Raw genomic sequence first — 21,483 nt, 5'->3', positions numbered from 1 at the left:
CATTTTTGACCCGAAATCGGGGACTGTTGCATGTCTATGGCTATCGAAAATAAAGCGGAAAACGCAGTGCAAACAGAAGAGAGGGATCTTGGGCCATTGGCGTGGATCAGCGATGAGGTTCGCCGTTCGCTGGAATCCACAGTCAAGGCGCTCAATCGTTACATTCGGGATGTAGAGGCTGCCAAGGCGTCTGACCTGGAGGCCATTGACGCGACGGGCATCCGTGTTGCCCGCCAGAACCTGCACCAGGTGCAGGGCGCTCTGCAAATGGTGGGCGTGGAGCAGGCGGCGCAATTGGTCGGCCTGATGGAAGGCGCTACCCAGCGTTTTGCCCAAAAGCCGCATCTTTGCACCGAAAAGGCGGTCGCGTTGATGGAGCGCACCTCGTTTGCGTTGCTGGAATACCTGGGCCATGTGCTCAAGGCGCGCCCGGTTTCGTTTGTGGCGCTGTTTCCACAGTACAAGGAAATGCAGGAGCTGGTGGGGCAGGACCGTGTGCACCCGGCTGACCTGTGGCATGGAGATGCCAACCAGCAGGAGCCAAAGACCGACGCAGTGGCGGTGCTTGCACTGGACCGGAGCGCACGTGAGCGCCTGGACGCGGGCATGCTGCACATCATCAAATCAGCGGACAGCGGCGCTGCCCGTGATCTGAAGGCCGTGTGCCAGGGCATTGCACAAGGGCAGACCAAAGCGCCTCTGCGGTTGTTCTGGAAAGTGGCATCCGGCTTTTTTGATGGCTTGGCGCATAAGCTGCTGGTACCGGACCTGTATGTCAAACGCTCCGCGTCGCGTGTCATCATGCAGTTTGCCTTGCAGGCCAAAGGCAGCTCCGATGTGGATCAGGCACTGCTGCATGAGCTCAATTTTTTCTGCGCTGTGGCGCAAGGCGCCGAAGAGTCCGAGGCCCGGGTACTGCAGGCGGTACGTGCCAGTCTGCAAAGCAGCGATCTGCAAGGCGTCAACTACACGCAGGAGCGCTTTGGACTGTTCGATCCGGCAGTGCTGGCTCAGGCGCGCAAGCGTATCGAGTCTGCTGCCGAGCTGTGGTCTTCGCTCGCAGATGGTGACCGCTACAAGATCAAGCCTGTTGCCGACCAGTTCCACCTGATTCGTGAATCTCTGCACAAATTGCATGTGGGGGCCGACGAACTGGGCGCCGCATTGGGCCGGGTAGCGGAGCGGTTGCTGTCCACCAGCGCAGTTCCGTCTGCACCACTGGCGATGGAGGTTGCCACTTCCATTCTGTACCTGCAGGCCAATCTGGAGTCGCTGGATGTCAAGCCCGTGCTGATGCGCGAGCGGGCCAGCCGTCTGGCTCAGCGTCTCGACCATGTGCTGTCCGGTGCAGCGCCCGAGCCGCTGGAGCCCTGGGTGGAAGAGCTGTACCGCAAGGTCAGCGATCACCAGACCATGGGTAGTGTGGTCGATGAGCTGCGCTCGACTCTGGCCGAGGTTGAAAAGCACCTCGATCAGTACTTCCGCAACCCGGAAGATGTGTCGATGCTGGGGTCAGTCACGGGCTCCATGTCGCAGATGCGCGGCGTGCTGTCGGTGCTGGGTCTTGATCAGGCCGCAGCTGCCACCCAGCATTTCCGGTCTGTGGTGGAGCAATTGGCGGTTGGCCAGATCAGTGACGAAGACAAGCCTGCAGTTTTCGAGAAACTGGGCAACAGCCTCGGCGCACTGGGTTTCCTGCTCGACATGCTGGGTTACCAGCGGACTCTGGCGCGCAAGCTGTTTCTGTTTGATGCGGCAAGTGGCGAGCTGCGAATCGTCATGGGTAGCCAGAAGGCAGGCCATGTGGCGCAGCCGCAGCCATCGCGGCCTGCAGCCGATCAGGCGATGGAAGATGACTCCTTCCACTTTGCGCCTACCATCCCCGCCCCGCTGTTTGATTTGACATCTGCGCCACCTGCGGCGCCTGCTGTATTGGCTCCGGACCTGCAGATGTTTGCGCCGGCAGTCCAGGCTGCGCCTGCAGTCCCTGTTCAGCAGGAGGAGCTCGATGATGAGCTGCTCGGCATCTTCCTGGAAGAAGCGCAGAGCGTGGTACAGACCGGTGGCCAGGCCTTGCAGGCCCTGCGCCGCGATGCGACCGATACAGAAGCGCTGACCACATTGCGCCGGGCCTTCCACACGCTCAAGGGCAGCTCCCGCATGGTGGGACTGATGCAATTTGGCGAAGCGGCCTGGTCCATGGAACAGGTGCTCAATACCTGGCTGGCAGAACACCGGCCCGCGAATGCCGGATTGCTGGCCCTCAGCACCGAAGCCCTGGACGGATTTGGCCGCTGGGCGGAAGACATAGGTGCCGAGCGCAACTCGACCTGGAACCCGGACATCTTCCGCATCTCTGCGGACGCGATGCGCTTGGATGGCACCCACATTCCGCTGGTAATGCCTGGTCAGGCCGGTGTGGGTGCTGCGACTGAAGTTGATGCACTGCAGCCAGAAGAGGCTCCGGCAGATGTCGCATTCCCGGATCCGGAGCAGACGATGGTGCTGCCGCTGGAGTTGCCGGAGCTGTCGCTGGACTCCGCGTTTGACGCGAGGCAGGAACCTGCGGCTCACGCCGATACCCTGCCAGAGGCAGAGCCTGCCTTGGTTGACGAGGCGCCGGATGCTCCACGGCTCCAGGCCCAAGAGCCCGCAGTCGCCCTGGAATGGCCCCTGGAAGGTCTGGATCTGAATCTGGAGCCTGCCGCTGCTCCCGAGACTGGGGCAACCCATGAAGTGATTGCTGCATCTGCACCTGAAAGTGCGGAAGAAGTCGACTTTGCCGAGTTTGCCCAGGCCATGGCGCAAGAGCAGGTGCCGGCGGCCCCCGTGGCTCCGCAGGAGCCGCAGGACTCGGGCGTTGGCTTTGTGGCGATGGACGACAGCATCGAGTTTGTCGAAGAGCCACAAGCCCTCGCATTGCCAGTGGCCGCTCCAGAAAAGCTTCCGCTGGAATTGCCGTCCCTTGAGCTGGGCAGTTTTGCAGCGCCCCCTGCACAACCTGCACAAGAGGCGCAGCCCGTTGCAGGCATTGAGGCCGCAGCTTCTGCGGCAGAGGCGCAGAGCGGCCCGGCGGTGGAATCCAGCGAAGAGGTGACGAACGCACTGGGTGTCAGCACCGCGCTTTTCAACGTTTATCTCACAGAGGCAGAAGAGTGGTCGCACAGCCTGGAGAAAGTGCTGTACGCCTGGGCGCAAAACCCCAACCGGCACTTTCCGGAAGATGCCATTGCCTATGCACATTCATTGGCTGGCAGTTCGTCCACCGTGGGCTTCCACTCCTTGTCGGAGTTGGGGCGCGCATTGGAGCATGCCCTGGCGCATATACAAAACGCGTCGCACCCCGAGGTGGCCTGGCTCAATATATTCCAGGCGGCGGGCTCCGAGATCCGCAAGCTCCTGCACCAGGTGGCCGCGGGCTTTATCAAACCTGCCAACGATATCGTGCTCAAAGACCTGCACGACATTGCCAACCAGGAAATCGACTCCGCACTGCATCCTCCCTATGAAATGCAGGATGGCCCTGCCAGCGATCTGGCCGAGTTGGACCAGGAGGCGCACATCGCCCGTGCAGCCTCTCAGCCGCTGATCAGCGATGCACGGCCTGCAAGCCTGGGCCTGGACGATTCGATGGACGTGCATGACGTAATCGATCCAGACCTGTTCCTGATATTTGAAGAGGAAGCCCAGGACCTGCTGCCCAAGCTGGGTACGGCGCTGCGCGAATGGTCTGCGGATCCGAACTACCTGCCTCCGCGTGGAGAGGTGCTGCGCCATCTGCACACGCTCAAGGGCAGTGCGCGTCTTGCCGGAGCCATGCGCCTGGGCGAAATGTCGCACCGCATGGAGTCCGAGGTTGAAGACATCGGCACGGAAAACCTGACCACGCAAGACATCGAAACCTTGCTGGGCCGTTATGACGGCCTGCAGCATGAGTTTGTCGGCTTGCAGCAGCGCGGCAACCAGGTATTGGCCGAAGGTGCGCTGCCTCAGCAAGCGGCCCATGCCTCGGATATGGGTGCGGTGGTTGCCGAAGTGGTGGCCAGTGCGCCTGCGCCGCAGGAAGAGGAGGCCGGTGCCATGGCGAGCGAGCCATCGGCACAACCGAGCCCAGGCATTCACCACAAGCCCCTGGTGCTGCGCATGGCGCCGGTGCGGGTGGCCGCCGGGCAGTCGGTACGGGTTCGCTCGCAGCTGCTGGACCGTTTGGTCAACGAAGCTGGCGAGGTGCTGATTGCCCGCTCCCGCCTGGACATGCGCCTGTCCAACATTCGCTCGTCGATCAAGGACATGTCGGCCAATCTGGAGCGTCTGCGCAGCTTGCTGCGCGACGTGGAAGTGCAGGCCGAGTCGCAGATGCAGTCGCGCATGGCGCAGGCCAAGGATACCGACCTGGGCTTTGATCCGCTGGAGTTCGACCGTTTCACCCGTGTGCAGGAGCTCACCCGGATGATGGCCGAGTCGGTCAACGACGTGGCTACCGTGCAGCGCAATCTGCAGCGCACGGCTGAAGGGGCGGAAGACGACCTGATTGCCCAGGGCCGACAGGCCCGCGAGCTGCAGCGTGATCTGCTGCGCACGCGCATGGTGGAGTTTGACTCGATTTCCGAGCGGCTGTATGCCATCGTGCGGCAGATTTCCAAGGAGCTGGGCAAGCAGGTCAAGCTGGACATTGCCGGTGGCGCGATTGAAATCGACCGTGGCGTGCTGGATCGGGTGACCCCGGCGTTCGAGCACTTGCTGCGCAACAGCGTGGCCCACGGCATCGAATCGCCAGAATTGCGCAAGCGCCATGGCAAACCTGCCATCGGCACCATCACGGTCGATGTGAAGCAGGAAGGCAATGACATTGCCGTCTCGTTCAAGGACGATGGCGCGGGCCTGCAGCTTGAGAAGATTCGCCAGAAAGCGGTGCAGCAGGGCCTCGTGACGATGGAAGAGGCGGTCGATGTGCAAAAGGCCGCACAGCTGATCTTTGCGCCCGGTTTTTCCACGGCGGCGGCGGTGTCCGATATTTCGGGCCGCGGCATCGGCATGGACGTGGTGCGTACCGAAATCCAGTCGCTGGGCGGTCACATCGTCACCACATCGGACCAGGGCCGCGGTACCACCTTCCAGATGGTGATGCCCCTGACCACGGCGGTGACGCAGGTGGTGATGATGCGTGCGGGCGCCATCAAGTTTGGCGTGCCTGCCAACCTGGTCGAGTATGTCCGCCGGGTATCGCAGGACACGATAGACAAGGCGCATTCCAGCGGCGTTTATCAGGACAACGACGACCAGTTGCCGTACTACTACGCGGGTGCACTGCTGCAAGGCGATCTGCGCAGCAATGAAGTGCCGGAGAAGACCAGTGCAGTCGTCATTCTGCGCTCTGCCGCCAAGCGGCTGGCAGTGCATGTGGACGAAGTGCTGGGCAACCAGGAAGTGGTGGTCAAGAACCTCGGGCCGCAACTGGCGCGCCTGCCGGGTCTGGCGGGTATGTCGGTACTGGCTTCGGGCGCGATCGTGCTGATCTACAACCCCGTGGCACTGTATACCGTGTACGGCGATCAGGTGGCAGAGCGCATTGCCAAGGCTGCGGTGCATCCTGAAGTGGCCAAGGCTCCCGTGCGGGCGTTGGCTGAGCAGGTGGTACAGACGCCGCTGGTGCTGGTGGTGGACGACTCGATCACCGTGCGCCGAGTGACGCAGCGCCTGCTGCAGCGCGAAGGCTACCGGGTGGCTCTGGCTGCTGATGGGTTGCAGGCGCTGGACCGTCTGCGGGAAGAACGCCCAGTCATGGTGCTGTCCGACATCGAAATGCCGCGCATGGACGGCTTTGAGCTGGTGCGCGAGATTCGCGGCGATGATGCGCTCAAGGACCTGCCGGTGGTGATGATCACATCGCGCATTGCCGACAAGCACCGCGAGCATGCGGCCAGCCTGGGTGTAGACCATTACCTGGGCAAGCCCTATGCGGACGAAGTGCTGCTGTCGTTGGTGCGCCAGTATGTGCTCGACAGTGAAATCAAGGCCGCCGATGCTGCCGAAGGCACTGCTCACCACGCCCCAGATGGCGCCTTGGGGGCCTGACCCCTCGCAAGACAAGGGCCGCAGCGATGCGGCCTTTTTTGTTGCACCGCTTCATGGGTCAAGTTGACAGGCGTCAAGGAAGGGAGCTGCGGATTTCTGCAGATCGGCCCATGGCCAGAGCACTTGCCGCTTCAGGGCCTAAAGGCTACCCGTACAATGGCTGCATGAGCGCCGAGACCGAGACTTCCGAGACCCTGAACCTGACACACCACTTCCTGATTGCCATGCCCGGCATGCAGGACGAGATGTTCAGCCGTAGTGTGGTCTACGTCTGCGAGCACAGTGACAAGGGGGCACTGGGCATCATCATCAACAAGCCCTCGGATATCACCATGGGCAAGCTGTTTGACAAGGTGGATCTGCTGCTGCGCCGTGATGATCTGCACCAGGAACCTGTGTTCCAGGGCGGGCCGGTGCATACCGAGCGTGGCTTTGTACTGCATGACCGCATCGTGCTCGATGCGAGTGCAGGCGATGAATCGGCCTACGCTTCCACCCTGACGATTCCCGGCGGGCTGGAGATGACCACTTCGCGCGATGTGCTCGAAGCCCTGTCCACCGGGGCTGGCCCCCGGCGCGTGCTCGTGTCGCTGGGCTATTCCTCGTGGGGCGAAGGCCAGTTGGAATCCGAAATCACGGAAAACGCCTGGTTGACGGTGAACGCCAACACCCAGGTCATTTTCGATACCCCGATCGAGCAGCGCTACGACATGGCATTGGGGCTTTTGGGAGTTCAGCCCTGGGCGCTGTCTGCTGCAGCGGGGCGCGCATGAGCGATGCTGCCAGCCTGGCTGCTGCCCGGCAGATGCAGAGCTTTGTCGCCTTTGACTACGGCATGAAGCGCACGGGAGCGGCCTACGGCACACGCATGCTCGGCACGGCGCGGCCACTACCCACCATCCAGGCCGAAGGCAAAGCGCGCTTTGCACCCATGGAAGGCCTGATCCGCCAGTGGCAGCCGGATGCGCTGGTGGTGGGCGTGCCCTACCACCCCGACGGCGCGGCACATGAGAACACGGACAACGCCTTGCGGTTTGCGCGCCAGCTGCGTGGCCGCTTTGGGTTGCCGGTGTTCGAGGTGGATGAGCGCTACAGCACCACCGAGGCCTTGGCCAACGGCGCACGGGATGCCGATGCGGCCTCGGCATGCATCATTCTGGAGCAGTTCATGCGTAGCCTGGACACGGCTGCACCGCCACTGCCTGCAACAGATATTTCCAACGATTGACGGGACAGACAGGCATGGCAGGTTGGCGTCGCAAGGTGGTTGGGGTTGTTCGCCTGGGTCGGTTGGGCGTACACATTGTTTCAGGGGTCTTCACCATCTGGCGCCGCTTTGACAGGCTGAGCCATGCAGAGCGCAACCGGGAGGTGGAGCGTTGGGCTGGCCAGATGTTGCGGTATGCGGGCGTGGAGTTGCAGGTGCTGGGCCCGGTGCCCAGCCACGGGCCGCTGCTGCTGGTGGCCAACCATCTGTCGTGGCTCGATATTCCGGCCATCCATGCGAGCAAGCATTGCCGCTTTGTATCCAAATCGGATGTCAAGGCCTGGCCTGTGATTGGAAGCCTGGCGAGCGCGGCGGGCACGTTGTTCATCGAGCGCACATCGCGCCGAGACGCCATGCGCACCGTAACCCGCATGGAAGAAGCCATTCGCAATGGCGATATGGTGGCGATCTTTCCGGAAGGCACCACGGGCGATGGCGCGGCGCTGCTGCCCTTCCATGCCAACCTGCTGCAGGCCGCCATTGCGGCAGAGTCCGAAGTGCAGCCCCTGGGCCTGTGCTTTTACGACAAGCGCACCGGCCAGATGAGCAGCGCGCCGAGCTACGTGGGCGACGAGAGCCTGTTGGGCTCGATCTGGCGTACTGTGACTGCTCCGCCGCTGGTGGCGCAACTGCGCTACGGCACGCCACAGCACGCGCAGGGCCGCAACCGCCGCGACTGGTCAGACGCCTTGCATGGCGAAGTTGATCGGCTTCGGCAGGTTCAGCGCTGATTGCTATCTATTTTGATTGCCAGGTGCATACCTGGTGCGCGCTGGAGTCCGTTTTTTCAGATTGCACTGGGAAAGTGCACCAGATTGACCGGTTGGGCACGCAGCCCCAAGCGTGTGCCAATGGGGTGGTCCAGCTGGCTGGGTACTTGCGCGTATACCTGCAACTCATCTGTCAGTGCCAGGGTATACAGGTACTGAGAGCCGCGAAAGGACTTGCGCAGCAAGGTGCCATGGTGGGGGGAGTTGGCGTCCAGCACGACTTCACTGGCGCGCAGCAGCATATCGCAGGGGCCATCAGGCTGCGTTGTCTGCACGGTGGCGATGGAGCCCAGAGGCGTCTGCCATTGCCAGCCCTGCGGCCCCTGCACGGGTGTGGCGGGTACAAAGGCGCCATGGCCGATGAAATCGGCCACAAAACGGCTGGCAGGCTCGCGGTACAGGGTAGCGGCGCTGGCCCACTGGTGCAGGCGGCCATGTTCCATCACGCCGATCTGGTCTCCAATGGCAAAGGCCTCCAGCTGGTCGTGGGTCACGAACAGGGCGGTGGCGCCAGCGGCCTTCAGAATGTCGCGCAGCTCATACGCCAGGCGCTCACGCAGATCAACGTCCAGGTTGGAGAACGGCTCATCGAGCAGCATCAGCTGCGGGCGCGGCGCCAGGGCACGCGCCAAGGCCACGCGCTGCTGCTGGCCGCCCGAGAGTTCATGCGGGTAGCGTACGGCGCTGCCTTCCAGGCCCACCAGGCTCAGCACCTCATGCACACGCTGCAACTGTTCTGCCTTGGGCAGGTGGTGAATGCCAAACGCCACGTTCTTGCCCACGCTCAGGTGCGGAAAGAGGGCGTAATCCTGGAATACCATGCCTATGCGGCGTTTTTCAGGTGGCAGGCTGCCTGCACTGGAGCTGACGATGGCGCCATTCAACCGGATCTCGCCATGGCTGATGGGCTCCAGCCCCGCCACCGCGCGCAACAAGGTGGTTTTGCCGCAGCCCGATGGCCCGATCAATACGCCGATATCACCGGCCTGCAGCTGCAGCGACACCTGATTGACAGCGGCCTGCGCGCGGCCGGCATAACGCACATCGAGTTGAGAGACCTCTAGAAACATGGTTTGCATTGTAGAGGGCGGGCACCGCGGACGATTGCCGGCAGGTAGAATCGCCAGCTTTTATTCAGGTTGATTCGCATTTGCAAAACCTTGCCCGCATCCGTCGCCAGTGTCTGCTGCTCGTCATCGCATTTGCGCTGGTGCTGCCGGTTGTCACCGTTTTCAGCGCATGGCTGCCCGGAATCGGCAACGACGCCGATGCCTTTGCCATCGTGCGCGAGATGTTTGCCACGGTGCTGCCGGGTTATCTGCAGACCACCATAGCCCTGGGCCTGATGGTGGCCGTGGGCGCGGCACTGGTGGGGACGGTGTGCGCAGCAGTGGTCACCCTGTTTGATTTTCGGGGCCGCAAGACCTTTGAATGGCTGCTGCTGCTGCCGCTGGCCATGCCAGCCTACGTCACCGCCTACGCCTATACTGACTTTCTGCAGTTCAGTGGCCCGCTGCAAAGTGGCTTGCGCGCCAGTTTTGGGCTGGAAGGGCGTCTTCTGCCCGAAATTCGCTCGCTGGGCGGCGCGGTGCTGGTGTTCGTGGTGGCGCTCTACCCCTATGTGTACCTGCTGGCGCGCACCGCGCTCTCGGAGCGCGCCGCGCACCTGATGGAAGCGGCTCGCCTGCTGGGCGCTCCCATGGGCAGGCGCATCCGCACCGTGGCCCTGCCGATGGCGCGGCCTGCAGTGGTGGCGGGGGTTGCGCTGGTGGTGATGGAAACCCTGGCCGACTTTGGCGTTGTCAGCTATTTCGGCATTCAGACCTTTACCACGGGTATCTACAAGGCTTGGCTGTCGATGGAGAACCGCACGGCCGCTGCGCAACTGGCCACCATGCTGCTGGTGCTCGTGCTGGTGGTGCTGCAGCTGGAGCTGCGCGCCCAGCGCCGCATGCGCTTTGTAACGAGCGGCGTAGGGCGGGCATCGTCTGCGGAAGCGCAGCCCCAGAAGTTGACGGGCATGCGCAGTGCGCTTGCATGGCTGCTGTGCGGGTTGCCGGTATTGCTGGGTTTTGTGGCGCCGGTGCTTTTCATGCTGAGGCCCCTGGCGGCCGATTGGTCGGTCATCCCATTTGACCGCTTCTTGCAATGGGCGGGCAACAGCATCCGCTTTGGCGCCATCACCGCCGTGCTGGCCGTGGCGATTGCGCTGCTGGCGGCATTTTCGGCCCGGCGCAGCCGCGATTGGTTCACGCGCGCACTGGTTGCACTCATCAGCCTGGGTTACGCGGTGCCGGGCGCCGTCATTGTGGTGGGCCTGCTGCTTCCTGTGGGGTGGGTGCAGCAGTGGGCGCCGCAATGGGGCTTTCCGGCCTGGATCACGGCCACTGCAGCGGGCATTGTCTGGGCCTATCTGGTGCGATTTACCGCGATAGCGCTGCAGTCGCTGCAAAGCGGCTACACACGTATTCCCAACAGCCTGGACGAATCGGCGCGCATGCTCGGCACCAGCAGCCTGGGCCTGCTCACGCGAGTGCACTGGCCGCTGTTGCGCCGCTCCGCCTTCACGGCTGCGCTTCTGGTGTTTGTCGATGTGATGAAGGAGCTGCCGGCCACCATGGTGCTGCGGCCCTTCAACAGCGACACCCTGGCCGTGGTGGCCTACCAGTTGGCACGCGACGAGCGGCTGGGCGAGGCCGCCCTGCCATCGCTGGCCCTGGTACTGGTGGGGCTGGTGCCGGTGGTACTGCTGATTCGCACGATCCGTACGGGGAAAAGATAAAAGCTTGATGTATATCAAGCATCGGCATTAAAAATCTCCATTTGTTTATTTTGTAACTTTTCATCTATCCAAAAGAGTATTTAAATACTCTTTTTCAGATCTCTGCTTTCTATAATCCCGGAAAAATTCAGCGACTGGTGCTCGGCGGGCGGTACTGGTTTTGATGCTGTGTGCCCGGTGGATCAAGAAAGCGCCGCTCAGCGGCATAGCACGTGTGTCTCAACAAATACCTGCTCTGGAAACAGACAACTGGGGCGTGGCCTACGGAGACAAGGTCATCCTCTCGGCGTTGAACCTGCAGATGGCGCCACGCACGATCACGGCTTTGATGGGCCCCGTAGGTGGTGGCAAATCGAGCCTGTTGCGCAGCCTCGCTGGAGTGAACGACGAAAATCCGCGCTTTCGCCAATGGGGCGGTGTGCGCTATGCGGGCCACCCACTCACTGAAACGCATCGCCCGCGCATGGTGCGCCAGCATGCACGGCTGATGCTGGCGAGCGTGCAGGATTCGCTCACCGAGTTTCGGCGCGCGGGCTCGCAATCTGCGCGGGAGCGCAGCGTGTGGTGCAGTGATTTTCTGGATGGGATGGGGTTTTCGGAGTTGAAAGCCGAGCTTGCTACCCCTGCAGTAGAGCTGCCTGCGGTTCAACAGCGCGCCATCGCCATTTTGCGTGAGGTGGCGGCAGACCCCGCCTTGCTGATGGTGGACGAGCCTACAGCCGACTTGGACGAGTACGACGCTTACTTGCTGCTGGAACTGCTCAAGCGCATAGGGCAGGAGCGGGCCATCCTGTTTGTTACCCACAACCAGCGCCATGCCGCCACGGTGGCAGACCGCGTGCTGTTGCTCGCGGGGGGGACGGTGCAGGAATCGAACGCAGCCGAAGCCTTTTTTGCTGGCCCGTATTCGCCAGCGGGCCAGCAATTCGTGCGCAGCGGCAGCTGCTCGGTGCTGGCGCCGGAGATCACGGTGGAGCAGGCGATGCAGGTAGAAGCGGTGCAAGCACCCCCTGTTCCGGCAGCCGCAACGGCAGAGCAGGCCGCACGCCTGAGCCAGCGCGCTGTATTGCCCGATCTGGCATTGGCAAACCCTGTGCTGGCTGCCGAAACCTTTGTTCCCGAGTCGCGGGGCCCGCGCGGATTTGCCTGGTTGGTGCCGGGCAAGCTGGCGGGAACCCCCTTGCCGGGTGTCGTCAATGCCATCGACATCGATCTGCAGGCGCTCAAGCGCTGTGGCGTGACCGTGTTGATCTCATTGACGGAAAAGGATGTGGACCAGGCCGCGCTCGTGCGCAATGGGCTGCGGAACGTCCATCTTCCCGTCTACGACCGCGAGCCGCCTACGGTCGCACAACTGCAGATGCTGATGCTCAAGATGAAGCGTCTGCTGTTGGGCGGCGAGGTGCTTGCGGTGCACTGCCTGGCAGGCCTGGGCCGCACCGGCACGGTGCTGGCGGCCTGGCTGGTATTTGAAGGCATCACTGCAGAGGAGTCTTTGCGCCGTGTGCGCGCCATTGAATCGCAGTTCGTGCAGTCGCAGTTGCAGGAGAACATCCTGGCAGCCTACGAAGCCATGCTGCTGGAAAAAATGGGCTAACGGATAGGGGCGCGATGGTGCGGCGCTGGCAGGGGCTGGCGGCATGCACGCGCCATGTTTTACGAGAAGGAAAGCTATATGTCGATGGATGCAGTTCTACAGAAGGTCGCATCGTTTGTACCGGAGTGCCTGGCCGCAGGCTATGTGGACGTTGCCAGTGGCATGCTGCTGGCAATCCGCACCGTGGATTCGCACCCACGCGAGGTTATTGATCTGGTTGCGGCTGCAACGGCAGATCTGTTCAACGGCCCCAATGTCTCGATGATCGAGCGCATGTTCAAAAAGTCGCGCGGCCTGGCTGATGATGGCCACCACTATTTCCAGGAAATCATCGTCAACAGCGACAACCTGCTGCACATCTTCATCCGGGGCAAGACCAACGAGGAGTATGTGGCCGTCTTTGTATGCCGCCGCACGGCAAACCTCGGCATGGCGCTCACCAAGGCGCGCATCATCATGCCGGAGCTGGAAGCCTCCCTGTAATAAGATGGGGCCATGTCCCCAACTACTGCCACCATCTACCACAATGCGCGCTGCAGCAATTCGCGCGGCGCACTCGCTCTTCTGCAGGAGCGCGGCATCGCGCCGCAGGTGGTGGATTACCTCCAGCAACCTCTGAATGCACAGCAGTTGGCCGCATTGATTGCGCAACTGGGAGTGCCGGTGCGCGATGTCATGCGCAGCAAAGAGGCGATCTACCAGGAGCTGGGTCTGGACGACCCCCGATGGAGCGATGCGCAGCTCATCGACCATATCGCCGCGCATCCCATGTTGCTCAACCGCCCCATCGTGGTGACCGGCAAGGGCGCCCGCCTGTGCCGCCCACCAGAACTGGTGCTAGAAATTTTATAGCAGCACAATCCATAGAGGCAAAAAGACCGCTTTGCAGCGGTCTTTTTTGCGTCAATCAACTCTGGCGTCTGCGCATGCGCAGAAGTCCAAACATGGCAATGAGCGATGAGAGCCCCATCACCCCCCATTCACCCAATGTCGGAACATTGGCTGGGGCGGCTGGGGTTGGCGGTACCGGTGGGGTTGGCTTGTCGGCGACCGGGCCCGATGCTGCGGTACATACTTCGACCCCGGGGGACGCCCCGGTTTGAGCAGCGGGGGTGACGCAGTAATAGATATACATATTCACATCGGCTCCCGCAAGCGTGTAAGGCACGTTTGCCGAGGCTCCCCCGGTTGTTCCGCTTGCCACGGTGGTGCCTTCGCTGGAGCTTGCGATGCTGGCATTGGGACTGGTGACGAATTTATACGTGGTACCAGTTGGGTTTTCCACATCAGACTCGTTGTCCGCATAGGCATATGTTCCTGTCACAACCGATCCCACCTGCATGGTGCCAGAGATGGCCGGAGCCGCGGTGGGCACAACATTGGGCGGTGAGCCCAGGAAGTAGTTGACACTGCCTCCGGTGCCGGCAGGGCGGGTGCCGGATATATCGATACGGCAGACATTATTGGCCTTGATGGTAATGCCACTCACCGTATTGGGATCATTGGCTACGACCGCTGACGCCGTCCAATACCGATTGGGTGCGCTTCCTTGCAGGGAGTGGTTGGGGGTATTGATGGTGGATATTTTCAGAAAATCAAAATCACCAGCATCCACCTGAACTCCAGCACAGTCATAGAAGCGATATTCTGCTGTTTCCGTATTGTCAAAATCCTGGAAGAAGAATGTGGTGCCTGGTGCGAATGGCTTGGCGGTGCTGAACTGTCCAATGCCTCTGTTCAGAAAGCCCTGGCCAGGATTGGGTGTGGGGACGGAGCCAAATAGGCCAGCAGGGAGATTGGTACCAAAAGTATTGCGATTGGTGGTGAAAACCCCCGCAGTGATTTTTGTGGCATCCTGCTCTGGCACTGTCCATGTCAAGGGGTTACCTGCCAGAGCTCCAACATTCTGCCCACCCCCGGTCGGTAAAGCATTAGCGCCTCTGTTTCCTGATCCATCGTAGTAGTACAGAGATTGTGCGGGAGGTTGAAAATCGCTGAAACTCCAATTGGCAAAATAATTGGAATTGGCAGTTACCGTAATTTCTGCACCGTATGCGTGGAATGTAGCGAAGAGAATTGCTCCCATCGCCAAGTTATGCTTTTTCATTGGACCCATCCCTCTCCGGAATTGAAAGTCAAATTGTATAAAACTATTAAAGATCTGAATTTCCTTTGACTTTTATTGACAATCAGCGGATTTCCTGATGCCTCTATCCTTCTGGGCCATCTTTGGGTTTGGCGTTGTACCTTTCGCAGCCTGTGCAATTGGGGGCCGTATGGCGCTTGGCCTGGGGTGGGAGAAACAGCCTCTTGGATAGTCCAAATCGGGAGGCGCACCATGAATAGCCCACCTGAAGGCCAATGCCTGCCAGCTAAGGACTTGCAACCTCCGAAAACCATGAAAAAGGAGCGCGAAATGCGCTCCTTTTACGTTTTTGGTGGACTGAGGGACAGTCGCTCAAGGCCTAGCTGACTGGCATCGGCCCTGAGGCGGTTTCATGTTCAGTCTTGGTGACTGCGCACTCTGAATACTCCAAGGCCAGCAAGGGCGAGTGAGAGGGCAAGGAGTGCCAGCACATGCAGTGAAGGAACTGGCGAAGGTGTGCTTGGCGGGAGTGGTACATCGTCGTTTCCAATCAGCACGCTATCTGACCGGGTGCCCACCACATAGGATGGAGTTGGTGAAGAGGCCGAATCAACAATCGCTATCGTTGCCGTTACATCACCGTCGCTCGGTTCGGTATTGGCAGTAGCTGTAATAGTGCAAGTCGCACTGGTCGCACCTGCAGGAATCACAATCGTATTGAGGCAGGTGCTTTGGTAGCGAGGGCTGGCAGTGGGTGGCTGCAGGTTGATTGTCAAATCTGCAGGCTGGGACACGTTGAGTGTGATGGCGCAGACGGCGCTTTGACCCGCAGCATCCACCAGCGTCTTCGGGGTGCAGTTTACAGAGGCGACAGGAGGCGCTGGAGGTGCCGGGCAGGCAAGCGTTGCCTGGGCATTTGTTCCCGCAGTCGTGGTAGCACCAACGGTGAAATCTGTGCCGTCGACAATGGTGTTTGTCACCGCTGAACCCGAACATTGCGCCACAGCAGCCATGGGCCACTGCACCTCTACTTGAAGCTGGCAGCCTGCGGCTGGCAGTACACCGTTGGTCAACTGAATCTGGTTGCTGCCCGCAGTTGCAGCCAGTGTGCCGCCACAAGAGTTGGCGATGACGCCACCATTGCCAACGACCACTGGTGCAGGCAGGTTGTCGGTCACCGTGAGGCCATTGACGGAGTTGATGCCATTGCCCGTGATGTCAATGGTCAGCGTAGTCGACTGCCCTGGATTTACCTGCGGCGCTCCAAAATGCTTGCTGATGCTGGGTGGCTGAACGGGGGCCGAGGCGGCAGTGATGACCAAGTTGTCAAAAACGATATAAGTCAAGTTATCGATCACGGTTCCCACAATCGCGAGCTGGTCGCCCACCCCGAAACTGCTTGTATCTACAGAAAACTGGTGCACATTCCAATCGGCAGCATAGCGAGAGTAACTGCCGTCTTTTGTGACTGCGACCATGCCTGATTCAGGGAGCGGCGTCTGTGCTACGCCCGCAATCATCACATTGGCCGGATTGGCCGGGGTACCCACTGCAGTGCTTGCCCCGGCCGCGAGGTTGAAACTGCTGCCAGCCGGAATTCGGAAAAAGCGCAACGCCATTGGAACGCTGCTGGCTGTGCCAGGGTAGTTCGTCAGCGGTGTAGCAATGCCATTCAAATTGCCCGGTGTTATGTGTGCAAGATCGAGTTGCCCGTTGATGAAGGGCTTCCCTTGAGGATCAAAGGCGATTGCCCAAGACTCCACCACAGACCCATTGCGGGCAAACCCTCCGGAATAGGGCGTTGCGGTTCCTTCTGGATCGGTATTGAGGCCTGGGCTTCCCCAGCACACGCGATCTGCAGTTCCAATTTGGCTGAACGTGGCTGAGCCAGTTTGCCCTGCGCCGTTGTAGTCGGTCGACAAGCTGCTTGCCGAACCCGCACCGCCCCAATCGGGGCACGCCGTTGTGGCAGGGCTGTTGAAATTCTGAGCATATAGGGTGGTTGTTTGCGCGTTCACGCTCATTGCCACCAGCAACGATGCGCAAGCAACAGTATTTCTCAAAATATTCATATATATTTCCAATTTTAGTTAATTTATCAATAGTAACTTATTATTTTATGAATTATATCTTTGTCGAATAAGAAGCATATTAATAAAGAATTGTTAATGATTCACGAGGGTTTTCATTAGGAATGCGAGGGCGTATTTACACATCCTGTCAGATGCTCTCTTGGTGAGTAATCTCTGCAGATTCCCATGATTTGTTCTGTTGGGTGGTAATGGCATGCCAATCGTCCGCAGTCATTCAGTCAATAAAAAACCACCCGAAGGTGGCTTTATGAATTAAATGCGGCGTCTTCGGGCAAAGGCAACCCAGGCCAACAGAGATGAAAGGCCCATCAACCCGAATGAACCCAGAGCCGGAACCGCCTGCGGTGCAGTTGGGGCAGGAGGAGGCGGTGGTGGCGGGGGCGGTGGAGGAGGAGGTGGTGGTGGCGGCGGCGGAGGAGGAGGTGGTGTCTCTACCCGCACCTCAAAAGAGCCAAGCGTGGACTGGACCGCAGGTTGCGCTGTAAGGCTGGCAATCGCCTCATAGTTGCCTTGCGCAAGCCCAGCAGGCCAGATGATGCTGTATTGGCCGTCATTGCCCACCACGGTTGTGGTTTGGGTGGCGGTAAAGCCATTGGGGCCCGTCAGCGTCACTGTGACGGAGGTTCCGGCCGGCAGTGGGCCTGCAGCGCCGCCGCCTGACGGCGTTGCAGTGGCGACCCCTGTGAATGTCTCGGTTTGCTCGGGTGTTATGACCGGTGCCTGAACGGCAAGAGACACACCCAAGGTCCGCATCACGGCAGCGCAGTTAGAAGCGGTAGCACCACCCACTGCCAGGCGGGTGGCTGAGGAGATCGTGTCAAACAATGCCACCGTCAACGTATTGAGGCCGGTGCGCCATTGCTGGTCAGCGGTAGCCCCACCGCCTAGCTGGGTCCCTGCGCTTTGCCAGGCCGTGCCATTGAGGTAGTAACGCAGAACCTGGTCATCGGCAGACACCGCGTTCAATGTCAGCTGATAGGTGGCGGGGTCGACCTCAGGCGCGAGATAGAACTGGAACTGCAGAAAGCGGGTCTGGTTGGCCGCCGCCCCGCCGTTGGGGTTTGACAGATAGAAACCGACCGACGTCAAAGACTGCCCTGTGCCGAGCTGGGGGGCTGTTGCAGTGCCACCGCCATACGCAAAAACCTCACGCCCCGAAAAGTACTGCCAGGCCATGGAAGACAGGCTGCTCAAGTCGGACGGAGGCGTGTTTCCCGCGCGGGTGTACGAGGTGGGGATCTGCTCGGTGCTTCCCGCGGTTGCCTTCGGAATGGTGTGAGAGCCAGGGTTGGCTGGATCGAATGCGTAAGCCCAGCGTTGCTGATTGCCGCGATCCACCACACTGACAGCATTGGTGTTCAATGCCTGGCCCGGATTCTTCAAAGCATCGGCAGTGAGCAGTGGGTCAGCGGCATTGGCGCAGGTGAAGGTCGGGATCGGAAGGGCGGAAGCTGGCCGCAGAACCAGTTGGGCATGGCTCGCAAGTGGAGCGGTCAGAACCAGCCCCATAGACAGCGCTTGCCTGTAACGATGAAGAATCATTGAAGAGACCTGTGCTATGCAGTGATCGCAATGCATTCAGCACGTATTGCCAAGGCATTTCGTATTGCTTTGGAATGCAGCGAACACGGTTGAGAGAAGTGATTAAATTTATCATAAAACAATGATTAATTTAAAAATTAAATCATTTGTGTTGCATTTCGCTATCAAAAGCGGGAGCTGTCTGGTCTGTACCCGCAAGAACTTGCAGCCAGTGCAAGTGCTGCAGCCCGCTTTGGCAGACAGACGAATCTGAAGGGAAAACGAATCCAGGCGGAAGCACGGGCGCGTGGCCTGCAGCGCATTCACGCACTGCGAGGCGTGGGCGCCCGCTTTCACATGGGGTTGGGGGCGAAAGCCACACTCGGCTCTCTGTGTTATTGACGCAGGTTTCCATGGAAACTAAAATGCGGTCTTTCAAGGAGAATGGATGCCTGACAGCCCGGCGCCGATAACCCCTTCCCCGTTGGACGCCCATCTGGGCTTCTGGATGCGGTTTGTGTCCAACCATGTATCTGGCCGCTTCCAGCAGATGCTTGAAGTCAAAGGCGTGTCCGTGACCGAATGGGTGGCGTTGCGCACGCTCTGGACTCAACCTGAAACCAGACATATGGAACTGATACAGGCCCTGGGCATGACCAAGGGGGCCGCTTCAAAAATTGTCTCCAGGCTTGAAGAAAAGGGCCTGGCAGCAAGGCATTACAAAGACGGAGATCTCCGGGAGCAATACCTGGTGTTGACAGCTGCGGGAATGAAGTTGGTGCCCGAGTTGGCGGAATTAGCGGATGCGAATGACGACCATTTCTTTGGACATCTCGAAGCGCAGGACCGCCGCATCCTCATGGGGCTGATGAAAGCCCTGGTGCAGCACCACCGGTTTCAGACCATTCCCGTCTCCTGACCCCGCATTAGCTTCGATTGACTCTTTCAAACAGGAAAAACGATGAGCCTTGATCCCCGTTCCGTCATTCAGTCCACATTTGACGCATCCAATGCCGGAGAGATTCACTTTGGCCAAGTGATCACCCAGCTGATGGGCGTGGGCGTCGAGTCGTACCACGTCGACTACCGAACGGCCCGTGCGACGTACTTTCTTGCAAATGGGGAAAACTTTGCATTCGAATTTGCCTTGCCTGAAGCGCCCATTGCTGACGCCTTTGATCAGGACGGTGTGCGTGCAGCCATTCTGGGGGCGCAACAAGGCCGTGTGATGTACCCTGAGTTCAAGCTGCTGACCCAACGTGCTGGCTGTGTTGGGTACACCGTTTGGATTGCAGGGCGGCATGTGAGCTATGCAGGACGGCGCGGCGAATTGCATGTGGAGCGCTTCCCAGACTGAGCCAAAGGCAGCGCGATCAACGAATGTGGAAGAGCGACGGTTTGCTCACCATACCCAAGGCAGACCGGCGCAATGGATACTCGTCCTGGAAGACCACGGCCAAAGAACGTGGGCGCAACACTTGGCAGCGCGGCGAGAAAACACTCGCAATGGCCGCTCCAACGCCTCTACATCACCTCGGCTTCATTGGCAATTGATGCTGCTGCTAGTGGGCAATTGCAGTTCCCTGGCCTGTGATATTTAGATAGTATTTATAAATTGCTTACATATCTAGCGAGGTTGGGTATGCCATTGAATTTGAAGCTATCCAAATGTGCCGTGCTGGTTGGTTTTGCTTTGCCTGTCATGCAGCTGGCAAATGCCGCACAGCAGTGCTTGGCACTGCCTGGTACATATGGCGCCGTCACGGAATCGGGGTGCGACAATGATCCGACCAATGGCGTTTACAACCCGGTCAGTACGATCCTGGGGCCGGGCTACCCATACGATGGGGTTGCGCTTGGGCAGCTACAGAGCACAACTATTTCCTGCACCTACAGTTTCAGCCATCCGGTATTGGCAAGTTCCATCAATGTGGATCTGGATGTCTTCCAGCCCGGCGACACATTCTCTGTGGATCTGGATGGTCAGGCATATGCCTTTACCGATACAGATATTGTGCAGACTCCGTTGCCGGCTGGTGCCTCGGGCACTGAAACCCTTGTACAGCAATCAGGCGCGATAACCTTGGCGCCTGCTCCGGCATTTAATGGCTCCGCGAAAGTGAAGGTGTCTGCAAATCAATGGATCAGCGCATTGAAGCTGAACATGCTCGTTAACGATACAAGTGGAGGCGGAGTCACGCGCGTGTGCATTGATGACGCCGCTCCGCCACCTCCTCCTCCTCCCCCACCGCCGCCGCCCCCAACTCCAGCGGTGACACCTGTTCCTGTTGGCGCTGGTGCTGCCGGCGCTGCCACCATTGGAATCTTGGGATTTGCGGCATTTCTGGCGAGACGCCGCACGGAAAAGAAACAGTCCTGAACGGGCGAGTTCGCACCAGATTGCTGCGCGTTGGCGCCGCCACACTGGATGGAGCGCGTGCACAAAATGCAATCTGCGTCGTTGAGTAACTGGCCAAGATTGGCTTGCCGTTGATCTGTGGGGGCTTGAATGGGCTCGAACCTGTAGTTCGGCACTTTGTCTCAATCGCAAATTACGCTTGCTGGGTTGTGCCATCAGCCTTTAGACAGCGAAACGCTGAAATAGCGGAGCTATGTGCCCATGTAAGCGCCGAGTACATTTTGTAGGGGCGAGTAATTCAGCAAAAAACCTCTCTGGCGCCCATGTATGGCTGAGAGATATTGTAAGGAAGCGGATATTATTTCTTGCTGTTGATATACGAGGCTTTCTCATTGCTGGAATAGCTTTTAATGTAATTATCAATATAATATAAATACTTATCTTTGGCTTCTTTACTTAGTTTTTCCAAGTAATTATGATTATCGACCATAGAGCGTATTCCCAATGTTTCTCTGGGGTCTGTCATTTCATTCAAAATGATTTCATTCAAATTTTTAACAAAGTCCTCATCATTTTTGGAAAAAGTCTTTAGAGTTCCGAGCCAGTTTTCATACCTGTAGACATCGGCTAATCCAAGATCGCCGATAAATCCAGTAATTTCCGGCTTGTTGGTGTATACGTCATCATGAATTTGTTTTTTGGCTGATTCGGAAAGAGAATCAGCCAAAAAATTATTTCTGGCTAAAATTGATAGCATCACTTCGATGCCATATTTGTCCCTTGATGTGGCTTTGTTGCATAAATCGGTTTGAGACTGAGTCTCCCCAAACCCCAGACGTAGTTATGCCACGGCCACCGTTTGGGGCGTGCCCAGCTCGGTGAAGCGATTGAGGATGGATGCCCGGATATTGAGCTCGGCCACCTGTCGCTCAA

The 21,483-nt window shown here is 59.3% G+C and carries 16 protein-coding genes; 11 read left to right on the top strand and 5 right to left on the bottom strand.

Annotated elements, in window-relative coordinates; all coding sequences use genetic code 11:
• Positions 1–30: 30 nt before the first annotated feature.
• From HNP33_RS05490 to HNP33_RS05475, 4 genes are all read left to right on the top strand, one after another.
• Complete coding sequence (locus tag HNP33_RS05490) at positions 31–6,075, top strand: Hpt domain-containing protein (protein WP_184706135.1); 6,045 nt, start codon at positions 31–33, stop codon at positions 6,073–6,075.
• A 164-nt stretch (positions 6,076–6,239) separates the two neighbouring features.
• The gene (locus HNP33_RS05485; RefSeq protein ID WP_184706133.1) at positions 6,240–6,848 is read left to right on the top strand and encodes a YqgE/AlgH family protein; all 609 of its coding nucleotides are present in this window, start codon (positions 6,240–6,242) and stop codon (positions 6,846–6,848) included.
• A complete protein-coding gene (ruvX, locus tag HNP33_RS05480; RefSeq protein WP_184706131.1) occupies positions 6,845–7,303 on the top strand; it encodes a Holliday junction resolvase RuvX in 459 nt (152 codons plus the stop codon). Before HNP33_RS05485 ends, ruvX begins: the two co-directional genes overlap by 4 nt.
• A gap of 14 nt (positions 7,304–7,317) precedes the next feature.
• Positions 7,318–8,073, top strand: coding sequence for a lysophospholipid acyltransferase family protein (locus HNP33_RS05475; RefSeq protein WP_184706129.1), 756 nt, complete (start codon positions 7,318–7,320; stop codon positions 8,071–8,073).
• Positions 8,074–8,129: 56 nt separating this feature from the next.
• Here the strand turns inward: HNP33_RS05475 and HNP33_RS05470 are convergent, their stop codons facing one another.
• A complete protein-coding gene (locus HNP33_RS05470) occupies positions 8,130–9,182 on the bottom strand; it encodes an ABC transporter ATP-binding protein (RefSeq protein ID WP_184706127.1) in 1,053 nt (350 codons plus the stop codon).
• Positions 9,183–9,262: 80 nt separating this feature from the next.
• Here HNP33_RS05470 and HNP33_RS05465 point away from each other — a divergent pair, with 80 nt between their 5' ends.
• From HNP33_RS05465 to arsC, 4 genes are all read left to right on the top strand, one after another.
• On the top strand, positions 9,263–10,894 hold the full coding sequence (locus tag HNP33_RS05465; RefSeq protein ID WP_184706125.1) for an ABC transporter permease: 1,632 nt from the start codon (positions 9,263–9,265) through the stop codon (positions 10,892–10,894).
• A 214-nt stretch (positions 10,895–11,108) separates the two neighbouring features.
• Positions 11,109–12,491 carry an ATP-binding cassette domain-containing protein gene (locus HNP33_RS05460; protein WP_325064911.1) on the top strand — a complete coding sequence of 461 codons (1,383 nt, stop codon included), beginning with the start codon at positions 11,109–11,111 and terminating at the stop codon, positions 12,489–12,491.
• Positions 12,492–12,569: 78 nt separating this feature from the next.
• Positions 12,570–12,974: a hypothetical protein gene (locus tag HNP33_RS05455; protein WP_184706121.1), complete on the top strand. Its 405-nt coding sequence runs from the start codon at positions 12,570–12,572 to the stop codon at positions 12,972–12,974.
• 12 nt (positions 12,975–12,986) lie between these two features.
• Positions 12,987–13,343, top strand: coding sequence for an arsenate reductase (glutaredoxin) (arsC, locus tag HNP33_RS05450; RefSeq protein WP_184706119.1), 357 nt, complete (start codon positions 12,987–12,989; stop codon positions 13,341–13,343).
• A 55-nt stretch (positions 13,344–13,398) separates the two neighbouring features.
• On the opposite strand, the gene HNP33_RS05445 is transcribed toward arsC, so the two are convergent.
• The 3 genes from HNP33_RS05445 to HNP33_RS05435 all read right to left on the bottom strand — a co-directional run bounded on the left by HNP33_RS05445 (position 13,399) and on the right by HNP33_RS05435 (position 18,179).
• Positions 13,399–14,598 (bottom strand): IPTL-CTERM sorting domain-containing protein, encoded by a 1,200-nt coding sequence (locus tag HNP33_RS05445; protein ID WP_233464403.1) that lies wholly within the window; start codon positions 14,596–14,598, stop codon positions 13,399–13,401.
• Between the two features lie 395 nt (positions 14,599–14,993).
• Positions 14,994–16,649 (bottom strand): hypothetical protein, encoded by a 1,656-nt coding sequence (locus HNP33_RS05440; RefSeq protein WP_184706117.1) that lies wholly within the window; start codon positions 16,647–16,649, stop codon positions 14,994–14,996.
• 273 nt (positions 16,650–16,922) lie between these two features.
• Entirely contained in the window at positions 16,923–18,179 is a 1,257-nt protein-coding gene (locus HNP33_RS05435; RefSeq protein WP_184706115.1) for a hypothetical protein, read from the bottom strand.
• Between the two features lie 460 nt (positions 18,180–18,639).
• Between HNP33_RS05435 and HNP33_RS05430 the strand changes: the two genes are divergently transcribed.
• The 3 genes from HNP33_RS05430 (at position 18,640) to HNP33_RS05420 (ending at position 20,571) form a co-directional block, all read left to right on the top strand.
• The gene (locus tag HNP33_RS05430) at positions 18,640–19,110 is read left to right on the top strand and encodes a MarR family winged helix-turn-helix transcriptional regulator (RefSeq protein ID WP_184706113.1); all 471 of its coding nucleotides are present in this window, start codon (positions 18,640–18,642) and stop codon (positions 19,108–19,110) included.
• Between the two features lie 42 nt (positions 19,111–19,152).
• The gene (locus tag HNP33_RS05425; RefSeq protein WP_184706111.1) at positions 19,153–19,548 is read left to right on the top strand and encodes a DUF1398 family protein; all 396 of its coding nucleotides are present in this window, start codon (positions 19,153–19,155) and stop codon (positions 19,546–19,548) included.
• 285 nt (positions 19,549–19,833) lie between these two features.
• Positions 19,834–20,571, top strand: coding sequence for a hypothetical protein (locus tag HNP33_RS05420; protein ID WP_184706109.1), 738 nt, complete (start codon positions 19,834–19,836; stop codon positions 20,569–20,571).
• A 337-nt stretch (positions 20,572–20,908) separates the two neighbouring features.
• On the opposite strand, the gene HNP33_RS05415 is transcribed toward HNP33_RS05420, so the two are convergent.
• Positions 20,909–21,277, bottom strand: coding sequence for a hypothetical protein (locus HNP33_RS05415; RefSeq protein ID WP_184706107.1), 369 nt, complete (start codon positions 21,275–21,277; stop codon positions 20,909–20,911).
• Positions 21,278–21,483: the final 206 nt, after the last annotated feature.

Source organism: Comamonas odontotermitis (genome assembly GCF_014207855.1).
Taxonomy (GTDB): domain Bacteria; phylum Pseudomonadota; class Gammaproteobacteria; order Burkholderiales; family Burkholderiaceae_C; genus Comamonas; species Comamonas odontotermitis_A.
This window is presented reverse-complemented; position numbering and strand designations above follow the sequence as displayed.